General features: G+C 56.8%; 10 protein-coding genes. 2 read left to right on the forward strand and 8 right to left on the reverse strand.

The genetic code is table 11. The features are described from left to right. Positions 1–195: 195 nt before the first annotated feature. The 5 genes from VEV40_RS19765 to VEV40_RS19785 form a co-directional block, all read right to left on the reverse strand. Positions 196–573, reverse strand: coding sequence for a YciI family protein (locus VEV40_RS19765; protein ID WP_324834794.1), 378 nt, complete (start codon positions 571–573; stop codon positions 196–198). Positions 574–920: 347 nt separating this feature from the next. Then, positions 921–1,406, reverse strand: a complete 486-nt coding sequence (locus VEV40_RS19770; protein ID WP_324834795.1) for an REP-associated tyrosine transposase — start codon at positions 1,404–1,406, stop codon at positions 921–923. 250 nt (positions 1,407–1,656) lie between these two features. After that, complete coding sequence (locus VEV40_RS19775) at positions 1,657–2,460, reverse strand: hypothetical protein (RefSeq protein ID WP_324834796.1); 804 nt, start codon at positions 2,458–2,460, stop codon at positions 1,657–1,659. Between the two features lie 111 nt (positions 2,461–2,571). Further along, a complete protein-coding gene (locus VEV40_RS19780) occupies positions 2,572–3,816 on the reverse strand; it encodes an RNA polymerase sigma factor (RefSeq protein WP_324834797.1) in 1,245 nt (414 codons plus the stop codon). 174 nt (positions 3,817–3,990) lie between these two features. After that, on the reverse strand, positions 3,991–4,863 hold the full coding sequence (locus VEV40_RS19785) for a LysR family transcriptional regulator (protein ID WP_324834798.1): 873 nt from the start codon (positions 4,861–4,863) through the stop codon (positions 3,991–3,993). A gap of 155 nt (positions 4,864–5,018) precedes the next feature. Here VEV40_RS19785 and katG point away from each other — a divergent pair, with 155 nt between their 5' ends. Both katG and VEV40_RS19795 read left to right on the forward strand, forming a co-directional pair. Next, positions 5,019–7,214 (forward strand): catalase/peroxidase HPI, encoded by a 2,196-nt coding sequence (gene katG, locus VEV40_RS19790; RefSeq protein WP_324834799.1) that lies wholly within the window; start codon positions 5,019–5,021, stop codon positions 7,212–7,214. 95 nt (positions 7,215–7,309) lie between these two features. Further along, complete coding sequence (locus VEV40_RS19795; protein ID WP_324834800.1) at positions 7,310–9,721, forward strand: alpha-L-rhamnosidase C-terminal domain-containing protein; 2,412 nt, start codon at positions 7,310–7,312, stop codon at positions 9,719–9,721. Positions 9,722–9,939: 218 nt separating this feature from the next. Here the strand turns inward: VEV40_RS19795 and VEV40_RS19800 are convergent, their stop codons facing one another. Genes VEV40_RS19800 through VEV40_RS19810 form a run of 3 tightly spaced genes read right to left on the reverse strand, consistent with a single transcriptional unit; the run spans position 9,940 to position 11,989 of the window. Continuing rightward, on the reverse strand, positions 9,940–11,007 hold the full coding sequence (locus VEV40_RS19800; RefSeq protein WP_324834801.1) for an alpha/beta hydrolase: 1,068 nt from the start codon (positions 11,005–11,007) through the stop codon (positions 9,940–9,942). Next, positions 11,004–11,645: a hypothetical protein gene (locus tag VEV40_RS19805; protein ID WP_324834802.1), complete on the reverse strand. Its 642-nt coding sequence runs from the start codon at positions 11,643–11,645 to the stop codon at positions 11,004–11,006. The genes VEV40_RS19800 and VEV40_RS19805 overlap by 4 nt, the downstream gene beginning before the upstream one ends. Before the next feature lie 14 nt (positions 11,646–11,659). Continuing rightward, entirely contained in the window at positions 11,660–11,989 is a 330-nt protein-coding gene (locus VEV40_RS19810; protein ID WP_324834803.1) for a PadR family transcriptional regulator, read from the reverse strand. Positions 11,990–12,833 lie beyond the last annotated feature (844 nt).

Below are 12,833 nucleotides of genomic sequence, written 5' to 3' on the forward strand. Positions count from 1 at the left end.
GTCGTATTCAAAGCATGTGTCGAACATGGCGTTTCGCTCGCCTTCCGTCATGCCTTCGAATTTGCTTTTGTCGTAGTAGCCGAAACATATGTATTTCATGGTTCTTCTCCTTATCTTTCCGGGTGGGAGCCAGCGGCGCAGCTTCGCGCTGGTTCGTTCATCTTGTCGGAACGGCGTGTGTGGCGGCCAGATTGTTTACTTGCTTCCGCCGGGCCCTTTCTCCGGGGCCGGGTAGAAGAGAAGCTCGCGCACCTCGCCGGGCGCCTCGCAGGCGCTGGCGGCCTTCTTCGCCCATGCAAGTGCCTCATCCAGATCGGCGGCTTCCAGTATCCAGAACCCGCCCATGTGCTCCTTGGTCTCGGTGTACGGTCCGTCGGTCACGAGCACCCTCCCGTCGGGCTGCTTCCGCAGCGTCTTCGCGTTGGCGGCCGGGGAAATACCGCAGGCGAACTTCCTGGCGCCGGCAGCAATCAATTCGCGGTTGAGCGCGTGGATCTCTTCCATCATCGCTTCGGTTACGGTGGAGGGGTCGAAGTTGTCGGGGAGGTAGCTAGCGACCAGATACTGTGGCATGAGGTTTTCTCCTTGATTCCTGCGGTTTATTTCCGATGACTCGTTTCCGTAGCTCATCGTTCTTTTGTCCTATAGTCGTTGGGGAGACGGAAAATCGACAGCCAGTGGCCAAACTTTTTGATTTTTAAGTTCCTCGAGTCTTTTCGCGAAAAAAACGGCACTCAGGAAAGTTTGAAGATAGTGCCTTGGGGTGGCGCAGCGGTTTACCGCTGTGGGTTAAGCGACAAATCGACAGCAGGGTAAACTTTTCATTTTTTAAAATTCATCGAGTCTTTTCGCGAGAAAACGGCACTCCGGAAAGTTTGAGGATAGTGCCTTGGGGTGGCGCAGCGGTTTACCGCTGCGGTTTAAGCACTCAAAGAATCCGTCGGCTTTAGCCGCTGAGGTGTCTCATCGAGCAATAGCCCGGGCCAGGCAGAGCTGTACCTATAATCCTGCGCTTTTACTGCCAGCCCACGCTTTAGAGCGTTCTGTCGAATATATTCGCGAAAGGCGGAATATTCTTCTGCATCTCGCACTCGCCGATCATAGAAGCTGTGCTGCCAAATCTCATGCATGAATCCCATTTCTCTTTTCGCCCGAAAAGAGAAACCGCCCTTGATGAACTGCATCGCTCTTTCCAGCGATTCACTCGGAGTTATCAGGAGATGGAAATGATCTGGCATCACAACAAACTCGTGTAGCAGATATTTTCCTTGCATGCGGTAGTGAAGAAGCACATCGAGAAGAAGACCTGCCATTCGATCAGACTGAAGTGTATTTCGCTTCTGAAATACAGAGGCAGTGATGAAGTAGCAACTGTATCCGGTATTGCCGCGGCGGGGAGCGGCCATGAAAGGCACCTCAGCGGCTGAAGCCGCTCATCATACTTGCCACTGTATCGCAGCGCCGAAGGCGCTGCGCCACCCAAAGGCAAAAAATGGTTGCCGTCTCCCGTTTTGAAACTGGGGACTGGCGGTTCCATGCCAATCTCAATTCGTCGAAAGAGCTAGGGAACGTTCCGTCTAGCCCGGCTTTCCACATTGTTATTTGTAACCAGATTGTTCTAGCCTGCACAGCAGCACAGATACAAAGCTCAAGTGGTCAAGGCAAGTTCGCGGTTATCCACAAGATGAACTTTCGTGACTCGTAATCGCCCAAGCTGAAGTATATGACTCCCTTCATCCATTGTGTGCTGGGATCGTCAAACACCGAGTTATCCCAGTCGTAGCCCCTCGACAGTACCTCTCCACTCTCAAGTCCCAATTTCAGTTTGTACCCGCCCGACAGCGAGGACAGCACGGCGAAATCTCCCGCAATGCTGACATCGTTGAGTTCGATGACGGCAAAGTTCTCACGTGGCTTTGAGAGCTGGCTCTGTTTCGAGATTTTGCGAAGAAGTTTTTGGCGGATCGAAACGATTTCGATGGTCTGTGTGTGTGTCCTCACGCTATACACTTTGGGTTTCCCGTCCTTATCGGGTAGCGGAAATGACGGCATCACGCAAAACACTTCCAAGAACATTTTCGACCCGTCAAGGCGCTCCACGATAATGTCTGATTCCCCTTCTTCCAGATGAATACTCCGAATCAGACCCTCATAAACCCCTCGAACGTAAGCACGGTATACGATGACCTCTGAGAATATTGCTTCGCAGTTTTGCCAGTTCTTCGAGTCCTTGCGAAACCGCTTAGCATAGGTCTTCGCGTGCTCCTCATTGTAAGCATGGAAGTCATTCAGGTCTTCCAGCAATGTTACATAGTTCCGATAGCAGTTAAGGCAGCCCGCTTCTCGCACTGCGTAATAGCTCTCCCTGAGTCTCTTGAAGTAGTCGCACTTCAAGAGATCGGGCAGTGCAAACTGATTCTCGTGATCTGTGACTATGTCCGAGGTAGTAAAATCGCTCAAAACTCGTTCCATCTCACCCACTTGCATCATCATTGTCTCAAACCGTCGATGTAAACGGGACAGACGGGACGTCTCATGCTTTTAGCTAACGATGCGCCACCGGACATTTTTTTATTTCAGCTGCCGAATCCGCTCTCGCAGGAATTGCCGCTCCGGTTCCTGTTGGGTCAGCGCCAGCGCCTTTTCATAAGAAGCCCGGGCCTCAGCGGTCCTGCCGAGCCTGCGGCACAAATCCGCACGCGCCGAATGCGCCAGATAGTAATTCGCCAGTTCGCCTTGCTCCAACACCGCATCGATATGCGCCAGACCGGCCTCTGGACCATCACGCATGGCAATCGCCACGGCGCGGTTGAGATACACAACCGGCGAAGGCTGAATTCGCACCAACTGGTTGTAAAGCGCGACGATCTGCTGCCAGTCGGTCGCAGCGGTAGATTCCGCCTCCGCATGAACGGCTGCAATCGCAGCCTGCAGTGTGTAAGTGCCGAAGCGGCGGGATTTCAGAGCTTTCTCCACCAATGCCACTCCCTCGGTGATCTGTTCGCGGTTCCAGAGTGAGCGATCTTGATTTTCGAGCAAAATCAATTCTCCGCTGGGAGAGGTTCGCGCGACCCGGCGGGATTCCTGGAGCAACATCAGGGCAAGCAGACCCATTGCTTCCGGCTCTGGCTGAAGCTCAACGAGCAGCCGGCCCAGTCGAATCGCCTCGCCGGTGAGTTCGGCCCGCGTCACCTCCGCTCCGGCCGCAGCCGAGTAACCTTCGTTAAAGACGAGATAGACGACCTGAAGCACCGCGTCCAGCCGCTCCGGCAACTCCTGCGGCCCCGGCACCTCGTAGGGAATCTGCGCCTCTCGAATCTTTGTCTTGGCGCGCACAATGCGTTGAGCGAGCGTTGCCGGTGTCACCAGAAATGCGCGGGCAATCTCTTCTGTAGTCAAGCCGCACACCTCACGCAAGGTGAGCGCAACCTGTCCTTCCGGAGGCAGAGCAGGATGGCAGCAGGTGAAGATCAGACGGAGGCGATCGTCCTCAATCTCTTCAGCCTCTTGTGTTGTTTCGCTGATTCGTGTCTCGAGGTACAGCGCGAGATCAGTTTGTGCGGCGTCGAAGCGCGCACGCCGACGGATAACATCGATGGCCTTGAAGCGCGCCGTTGATATGAGCCAGGGACGAGGCTTGTCCGGAATGCCAGTCTGAGGCCAGGACTCCAGAGCTGCGGCGAACGCCTCGTGCATCGACTCTTCGGCCAGGTCCAGGTCTCCCAGCAGGCGCGCGAGCGTCGCCAGAATCCTGCCCGAGTCCGATCGATAGAGAGTCTCAATGGTCTCGCTCAGATGTTCAGGCACACGCGGCATGAACGCAAACTACCAGAGGTATTGAACTTTCCACAACCGTACCGCTTGCAGTCACTGAGTCCAAATCGCCGATGCACTTACCAGGCAAGGCTACTCTTTCACAAATCGGCATTTGTGGAACCAATGCACAGATAAATGCGAGCTGGTTTAAACCCGACACGCAGCTCCAATGATCTATGACTTTGGGTTGATTCCTGCAAGAAACGCTTGCTGGACAGGGTTGAAGCTGCGTCCGCGCAGGACGGCGGCGACAATGGTGCGTGTAGCGCGCGTGTCGCTGATGCGAATATAACGGCAACTGGCGCCGCGATCGATGGCCATTTCCGGCACAAGGGTCACTCCAACGCCTGCTGCGACCATTCCCAGAAGACTGCTGAACTGGTCACTCTCAAAAGCAATGCGCGGGGTGACGCGGGCGCGTGCGCAGGCGGCGATGCTGAGGCCGCGAAAACAATGTCCGTCGCGAAGCATGACGAAGGATTCGCCGCGCAGATCTTTGAGCGCAAGCGATTTTGCGGCGGCGCGGGGGTGGTCTTTTGGCAGTACGGCAAAGAGAGGTTCGGTCCGCAGCGGGAACATTTCGAATTCCTTGTGGCGCAGCGGCAGCGCGAGAACGGCCAGATCGATCGACAGATTGCGCAGGCGTTCGACCAGAATTGGCGTCGTTTCTTCAAGAATGCGCAGCTTCGCTTCAGGAAACTTTTTCGCAAAAGCCGCTGTGTAACCCGGCATCAGGTAGGGCGCGATTGTCGGGATGACTCCTACGGTCACACTACCGCGAACGTCCATGCACTTGTCGGCAACGCCGGTGCGCGCGGCTTCCATCTGGTGCAGGATGGAACGGGCGTGCGGCAGAAAGGCGCGTCCGGCCTCGGTAAGGCGGACGCTGCGCCCAAGACGGTCGAAGAGCTTTGCACCCAGGTCCTGCTCAAGCTTGAGAACCTGCTGCGAAAGCGAAGGCTGGGCGACGTGGCAATGCTCAGCGGCGCGGCTGAAGCTTCCGGTTTCAGCAATGGCGCAGACGTAGCGAAGCTGATGAAATTCCATAGGCAGTATCTATGCTCCGCATGGGAACTATATATTGGAGCAATCTATCCTCATGGTGCTACATTGCAGGAGTCAGGACAAGAGCGGACATTTGTGCCGTGAAAAGTTCACATGACCCGTGACGGCGCTATACGTCACACATATCGAGGAGAGACATGGCAGAAGAAACAATGACCTCAACTGAATCGAAGTGCCCGTTCCACGCCACCGCAGGCAAGGGCAGGTCCAACGCTGACTGGTGGCCGGAACAATTGAATGTGAGCATGCTGCGCCAGAACTCGTCCCTGTCCGACCCTATGGGCGAGGACTTCGACTATGCCGAGGCGTTCAACAGCCTCGATCTGGACGCTGTAAAGGAAGACCTACGGGCACTGATGACCGACTCGCAGGACTGGTGGCCGGCAGACTTTGGTCACTATGGGCCTCTTTTTATTCGCATGGCGTGGCACAGTGCAGGCACATACCGTATCGGCGATGGACGAGGTGGCGCAGGCGCTGGCCAGCAGCGTTTCGCACCCATCAACAGTTGGCCTGACAATGTTCTCCTCGACAGGGCGCGCAGACTGCTGTGGCCCGTCAAGCAGAAGTACGGCAAAAAGATTTCGTGGGCTGACCTGATGATTCTAGCCGGCAACGTCGGGCTGGAATCGATGGGTTTCAAGACCTTCGGCTTCGGCGGCGGCCGCAAGGATGTCTGGGAGCCGGACGAAGTGTACTGGGGCGCGGAGACCACCTGGCTCGGCGACAAGCGCTATTCCGGCGACCGCGATCTCGAATCTCCGCTTGCTGCAGTGCAGATGGGGCTGATCTACGTCAACCCGGAAGGCCCGAACGGCAAACCGGATCCGATCGCAGCGGCCAGGGACATTCGCGAGACCTTCGCGCGCATGGCGATGAATGATGAAGAAACAGTCGCGCTGATCGCTGGAGGCCACACCTTTGGCAAGACGCACGGCGCCGCTCCGGCGTCCCATGTGGGGGCAGTGCCCGAAGCCGCAGCCATCGAAGAGCAGGGCCTCGGCTGGAAGAGCAGCTTTGCAACCGGCAAGGGCCGCGATGCAATCGGCAGCGGTCTGGAAGTCATATGGAGCAACACGCCGACACAATGGAGCAACGGCTTCTTCGCAAACCTGTTCGGCTATGAATGGGAGCTGACCAAGAGTCCGGCCGGCGCGTATCAGTGGAAGCCGAAGGGAGATGCAGGCGAGGGTACCGTCCCCGATCCGCACGATGCATCGAAACGCCGCGCGCCGTCCATGCTGACGACAGATCTCTCTCTGCGTTTCGATCCTATCTATGAGAAGATTTCACGACGCTTCTACGAGAACCCGGACGAGTTTGCCGACGCCTTCGCTCGCGCTTGGTTCAAGCTGACGCACCGCGACATGGGTCCGCGAGCGCGCTATCTTGGCCGGGAAGTTCCTGCCGAGGAACTTATCTGGCAAGACCCCGTTCCTGCAGTCAACCACAAGCTGATTGACGAGAAAGACATTGCTGCCCTGAAAGCCAAAATTCTGGCTTCGGGCCTTTCGGTTTCGCAACTGGTTTCGACCGCCTGGGCATCTGCATCCACCTTTCGCGGCTCCGATAAACGTGGCGGGGCAAACGGCGCGCGCATTCGTCTCGCGCCGCAGAAGGATTGGGCAGCGAACCAGCCGGACCATTTGGCGAAAGTGCTGAAAACACTGGAAGGCATTCAGAGCGAATTCAACAGCAAGCAGTCAGGCGGCAAAAAGGTTTCGCTCGCCGATCTGATCGTATTGGCCGGATGCGCAGGAGTAGAGCAGGCGGCGAAGAATGCGGGACACAATGTGACGGTACCTTTCACGCCGGGACGCATGGACGCCTCACAAGAGCAGACTGATGTGGACTCTTTCGCTGTGCTCGAGCCCGTCGCAGACGGATTCCGTAATTACCTCAAGAGTAGAAACGGCATACCGCCGGAGGCATTGCTGATCGACAAGGCCAATCTGCTGACACTGACCGCTCCGGAACTGACAGTGCTGGTTGGCGGACTGCGTGTCCTGAATGCCAATGCCGGTCAGACTAAGCATGGCGTCTTCACCAAGCGGCCGGAGGCGCTGACGAACGACTTCTTCGTCAATCTGCTCGATATGGGAACTGAGTGGAAAGCGACCTCAGATGCCCAGGACGTGTTTGAAGGACGCGACCGCAAAACGGGGAACCTGAACTGGACTGGCACACGCGTCGATCTCATCTTCGGTTCCAATTCCCAGCTTCGGGCACTCGCCGAAGTCTACGGAAGCGCGGACGCGCAGGAGGAGTTTGTCCACGACTTTGTAGCGGCCTGGAACAAGGTGATGAATCTTGATCGCTTCGAGATCGCGTGATTTTGGAGTCGGTGGAAGGTAATCTGATCTGGGCGCGGGTTCGTACCAGGTGAGACTTGTTCAGTCAACACGCCGGTTCTGTTACCCTGTCCCACATGTCTCGCGTTCTCTTGTTTGCAGCACTCTTTCTTTCTACCGGGGTGGTTGGCAGCGCGCAGGAAGCAAAGCCTCTCAATCCTGATCTGGTCGCCAACCACTGGCCCGCGCGTTGGATCGCGTGCCCGAATTCTCCCCAGAAAGACGTTGGCGTTTTCTATTTCAGGAAGGAGATCACGCTTGCGTCCGTTCCGGCCCATTTCTGGGTGCATGTGAGCGCCGACAATCGTTTCCTGTTGCATGTGAACGGACAATACGCAGGCGAAGGTCCCGCGCGCGGCGATCTGTTCCACTGGCGGTTTGAGACAATCGACATCGCTCCGATGCTTAAGCCGGGCAAGAACATCCTGGCCGCCACCGTCTGGAACTTCGGCACCCGCGCTCCCATTGCCCAGATGACGGACCGCACCGGATTCATGCTTCAGGGCGATACAAAAGCAGAAGAGATCGCCGATACCGATACTTCGTGGAAAGTGAAGCAGGAAACAGGACATGAGCTCGCGCCCACCAACGGCGTCGCTGGATATTACGCCGCGGGGCCGGGCGAGATGATCGATGGCCGGGCCAACGAGTGGGATTGGGATGCGCCAGCAATTTCCGATGCGGCATCGTGGCACGATGCGCAGGTGATTGGCCGCGCTGCAACGCGCGAAGCGCAGGACGCCGACAACAACTGGGAGCTGGTGCAGGACCAGCTTCCCGCGATGGAGCACCGGAAGGTAGACGCGGGCAAGCCCGTGCGCTTCGAAGGTCTTGCCGCAAAGCCCGCTTTTCCGGGAGAGCCACTGGAGATTCCCGCAAACTCGCATGTGACGCTGCTTTTGGACAACAGTGTCCTGCAGACCGCTTATCCAGAATTGGTAATGAGCGGCGGCCGAGACGCTGAAGTAAAGATCACCTATGCAGAAGCTCTCTACGACGCGCACGGCGACAAGGGCAATCGCAACGAAATCGCCGGTCGCCACATCGAGGGTGTTTCCGATGATTTCATCAGCGACGGTGGTGAGCAGCGCGCATTTGAGCCGCTCTGGTGGCGCACCTGGCGTTACTTGCAACTGGATGTGACGACGAAATCGGCGCCACTACGTTTGGACAAGCTGGATGCCTGGTTCAACGCCTACCCGTTCGTTGAGAAGGCCAGCATCTCGGGCGATATCCCTGACTTGAAGAAACTGTGGGACACAGGCTGGCGCACCGCTCGCCTCTGCGCGCACGAAACCTACATGGACGCCCCATATTGGGAGCAGTTGCAGTATGTCGGCGACACGCGCATTCAGGCGCTCATTTCCTACGCTGTGACAGGCGACAGCCGCCTCGGTCGCCAGGCCATTAAAAACATCGAAGCCTCGATTATTCCCGAGGGCCTGACGCAGAGCCGCTACCCGTCGCGCCTGCCGCAATTCATCCCGCCCTTTTCTCTGCTGTGGGTAGACATGCTGCATGACTACTGGATGTATGTGGATGACGCTCCGCTGGTGCGCGAAACCCTGCCCCGCACCCGCGGCGTCATTGACTGGTATGCCTCGCATCTCCGCCCCGACGGCCTAATGGGTCGCGTGAAGTGGTGGGAATTCGGCGACTGGACCAGAGGCTATCAGGACGGCGATCCGCCGCAGGAAGCCGACGGCGGATCAACGTTTCTCACCGTGCAGTTTATTGAAGCCCTGCGCGATGCTGCCGAAATGGAAAAGCAATTCGGCTCACCAGAGCGCGTCGCTTCGTATCAGAGCATGATCGAAAAAGCCTCCGATGCCCTGAACAAACTCAACTGGGACGAGCGCTACGGCGTATACGCCGACACTCCGGCAAAGAAGAGCTACAGCCAGCAGGCCAACGTTCTCGCAGTCTGGCAGGACGTGGCTCCGCGCACCGAGCAGCAGGCCATCCTGCATCGCTTGCTCAATTCGCAGGAAACCAAGGAAACCGAGTTCGACGGCAAGCCGGTTCCACCCATGTCGGCTATGAGCTACTACTTCCGCTTTTATCTCAGCCGCGCTCTGGAGCACGCCGGACTCGCCGACTTATATGTCAGCCAGTTGCAGCCGTGGTACGACATGCTGAAGCTCGGATTGAGCACATGGGCAGAAACGCCGGAGCCGACCCGCTCCGACTGCCACGCCTGGAGCGCCCATCCGAACTACGACCTGCTGACGGTCGTCGCGGGAATCCATCCCGCCGCCCCCGGATTCTCGAAAGTCCGCATCGAGCCGCACCTCGGCGACCTGCACGAAATAAAAACATCATTTCCGCACTTAAATGGCATGATTTTGACAGAATTTGCGCGAAAAAGCAGCGAATGGACAGCCACCATCACCCTACCCGACGACCTGGAAGGCTCACTCGTCTGGAAAGGACAAGAGCATCCACTCCATCCGGGAAAGCAGACATTCAGCCTGCCAGCAGGGAACTAGGCTGCCACTGGCGCAAGTTCGATGCGCCGGCAATGGCGGAGATTGTTCCCCTAACGGCGTTTCCAAGGATCTATCCCCGAATCACACCTCAAAGCAAGCTCAATGAGTGCGTTGACTTGAAGTCAACAGCTGACAGTCGCCCTGTGGATCGCTGGACCCGAGCTGACTTACCGGGACTGATCCAATTTTCTCTAAGGAATTCGCCGTGCGAATCCCGACTAGAATTCCAAATGCTGCTGGAAGAACGGCAACACATCCGCAATTACGCGACCCTCTGCGCCCCAGTAGGGATCCGCGTCCCAAAGCCCGTTGTACTCCTCGGCTTCGTGCGCAATGCCAAACTCATTCAGCTTATGGGTGAACGCCTGGTTCGAGTACACGTGGTCCCAGATGGCATCGTTGCGCGACCAGTCAAACTTGAAGCCACGCAGCGTCTTCAGATTGTCCGCATACTGCGGGATCATGGACTCCAGAAAGAAGCTATCTCTTAATCGCGCAGTGAGCCTGGAGTCGATCACCAACTTTCCACCCTCCCGATGCGCAGGCAGATCAACATAGAGCGGGGGCTTCTCCGGGTTCGGCAAGTAGGCCTGAAAGATCGACGTGAAGATCGCCGAGAATCCATCCTTCTTTACTTCATCCAGAGAAGCCGCATGGGCGAGCAAATCCCAGTCAGGCCTTGAATCCATAATCTGTACGCCTGATCCTGTGCCCACGGGATTCATGCCGTAGATCGAACCAAAGACATCCGCATGCTTCATGCCGATGCGGATGGCTCCATAAGCTCCCATATGTTCTCCCACAAGTCCGCGCGCATCCCGCGTCGGAATCGTGCGGAAGCTGGCATCGACATACGGGACAAGCTCCTCGACCACAAAGTCTTCCCAGTTTCCGGTTACAGGAGAGTTCACAAACCACGAAGCTCCCAGTGGAGTCGTCATATCCACAGAGACAAGGATGAAGCTGCGAACAATACCTCGCGCGATTGCGCGGTCGAACAGAGCCTGTGCGCCTCTCTTATCGAAAAGCGTCCGATATCCGTCGATTGGGCTCGGGAAAAAGTAGAGAACCGGATAGCGCTTTGACGCACCGTTGTACCCGGCAGGCAGATACACCACCAGCTTGCGGTCGGCGCTTATGCCAATCTTATTCTCCTCAAAGTTCTTCGAATGAATCACTCGCTCCACAATCTGGCTCTTGCTCCCACCGCTTTGAGCGGCTGCGGAAACCGCACTCAAAAGGAGTGCGCAGAAAACCGTTACAAATTGTTTCTTTCGCGTCTTCATCCCGCCACCTTTTTGTTGGAGGGTTCCGATCGTTCTGCATGAGCCACAAGCCACCATGCGGGCAGGAACAAGAACCAGTTCCACATATACCTGCCGCCCCAAACCAACATCAGCGCAGTCATGGCTATTGCCAACGTCAGAGCTGTCCTATGGGACAAACGAGCGCGACGTACTCCCTGCACGGCGCCGATCACAGCTGGTAGCAGAAACAAGAGCACGCACAGACGCGAGAGAGAAGTGTCATGAAACCGAAGCACACAGGAGAGGCACGGGATCGCGCACAGAATGCCGCTCACCCATCGCGTCTTCCCAGAGAGTGACCCCACCACAAATCCGCTCGTCCACGCCCACGACAGCATCAGCAGAGCTTCACAGAGCACGCTGCCATACCCACGCTCACCGCGCAGAAGGTGACGCGAGTTCACCGATAGTCCAAAGGACACGCCCAGTAAGAGCAAGCTCCCCGCGAAGGCCATGCTGCTCGCAACCCACGGCTGCCACGCGCGCCAAAGCTCCATCTGCTGACGCATCACAAGCCCCAGCACAGAGCCAAGGGCGCTCCATCCAATGACACCCGTCTCCTCCAGATCGCCCAGCACCACATCCCGATCCGTCGGGGCAAGCAAGATCGTCGCCATCTCTGCTAGTGAACTCATGACGCACGCCCCGGCTTGCTAGTGGCCCATGAAGCGTTACGGCTTACGCGCATCATCGCTTCGTAAAACTCCTTCGCCGCATGTACGCCCTTCGGCGTCACCCGTACCATGCGTTTTGCTCTGCCCCCGCGTTGGGCCGTAGCTTCGCCCATCCAGGTCTTGAGCAGGCCCTTCTTCTCCAGCCGCTCAATCGTTGTGTACAAAGCCCCAATCGAGCAGTTTCGGCCTGCTACTTTCTCAATCTCTTCACGAATGGCCGCACCATAGGCGCTCTCGCCCAGGCCAGCCGCTGCGGTGATCAGAACGTATTCAAATTCACCAAGCATGATATGTACTGCATTGTGTAGTTAATTAGGATGTTTGTCAAGCGCGTCATCTCATCCTTCTGCGACCTTGATTACCTGCTCTCTGTCTAGCCTTGTCCACAAATCGAAAATGAACTGCCTGTAAGGTCGCTCCTTCGGCAACTTGGCCGGATTAGTAATGAGAACGCGCTGTGGTCTTACGATCTCCTGCGGATCGTCAGCAAGCGCATTATCACCAATGCACTCATCGAGCCAGATTTGTATCGAGAAGTCGGTTTGTGTTTACCAACGGATGCGCCGGCCTACGCATTCGCCGTTAGAAGCGGGGTTGAACTGTATTGCTCAGGCCATTGCTGCACAAGTTCAAAGGCTCTTGACATCTCTGATCCATCCTGCCGCGCCGAGATTCGCCAAAGGTCCGCATCGAGCCGCATCTCAGTGATTTGCAGGAAATAAAAGCATCATTTCCGCACTTAAATGGCACAATTGTCACCGAATTTGCGCGAAAAAGCGGCGAATAGACAGCCACCATTACTCTCTCTGACGGCCCACTCGTCTGGAAAGGGCAAGAACATCCGCGCATTACGGCAAGCAGACGCCCAACCTGCCAGCAGGAAACTAGACTGCTGCCGGCGCAATTTCGGTGCGTCGGCAATGGCGGAGATTGTTCCCCTAACGGCGTTTCTCAGGATCTATCCCCGAATCACACCTCAAAGCAAGCTCAATGAGTGCGTTGCCCTGTTCACGTCAACGCACAACGAAGAGCCACCTTGCGGAGATTGGTTTGTGACCGGTGGAATCCGGTTACCCTTCTTGCCAACCAAATGGAGCACCGTCCACACCCCGAATCCGTCCAATTCGCGTC

The sequence above is a fragment of the Alloacidobacterium sp. genome (assembly GCF_035631355.1).
Lineage (GTDB): Bacteria > Acidobacteriota > Terriglobia > Terriglobales > Acidobacteriaceae > Alloacidobacterium.

Coding starts and splice junctions, on each gene's coding strand:
- VEV40_RS19765 (WP_324834794.1), bottom strand. CDS start 573: ATGCCACAGTATCTGGTCGCTAGCTACCTCCCCGACAACTTCGACCCC.
- VEV40_RS19770 (WP_324834795.1), bottom strand. CDS start 1,406: ATGGCCGCTCCCCGCCGCGGCAATACCGGATACAGTTGCTACTTCATC.
- VEV40_RS19780 (WP_324834797.1), bottom strand. CDS start 3,816: ATGCCGCGTGTGCCTGAACATCTGAGCGAGACCATTGAGACTCTCTAT.
- VEV40_RS19785 (WP_324834798.1), bottom strand. CDS start 4,863: ATGGAATTTCATCAGCTTCGCTACGTCTGCGCCATTGCTGAAACCGGA.
- katG (WP_324834799.1), top strand. CDS start 5,019: ATGGCAGAAGAAACAATGACCTCAACTGAATCGAAGTGCCCGTTCCAC.
- VEV40_RS19795 (WP_324834800.1), top strand. CDS start 7,310: ATGTCTCGCGTTCTCTTGTTTGCAGCACTCTTTCTTTCTACCGGGGTG.
- VEV40_RS19800 (WP_324834801.1), bottom strand. CDS start 11,007: ATGAAGACGCGAAAGAAACAATTTGTAACGGTTTTCTGCGCACTCCTT.
- VEV40_RS19805 (WP_324834802.1), bottom strand. CDS start 11,645: ATGGCGACGATCTTGCTTGCCCCGACGGATCGGGATGTGGTGCTGGGC.
- VEV40_RS19810 (WP_324834803.1), bottom strand. CDS start 11,989: ATGCTTGGTGAATTTGAATACGTTCTGATCACCGCAGCGGCTGGCCTG.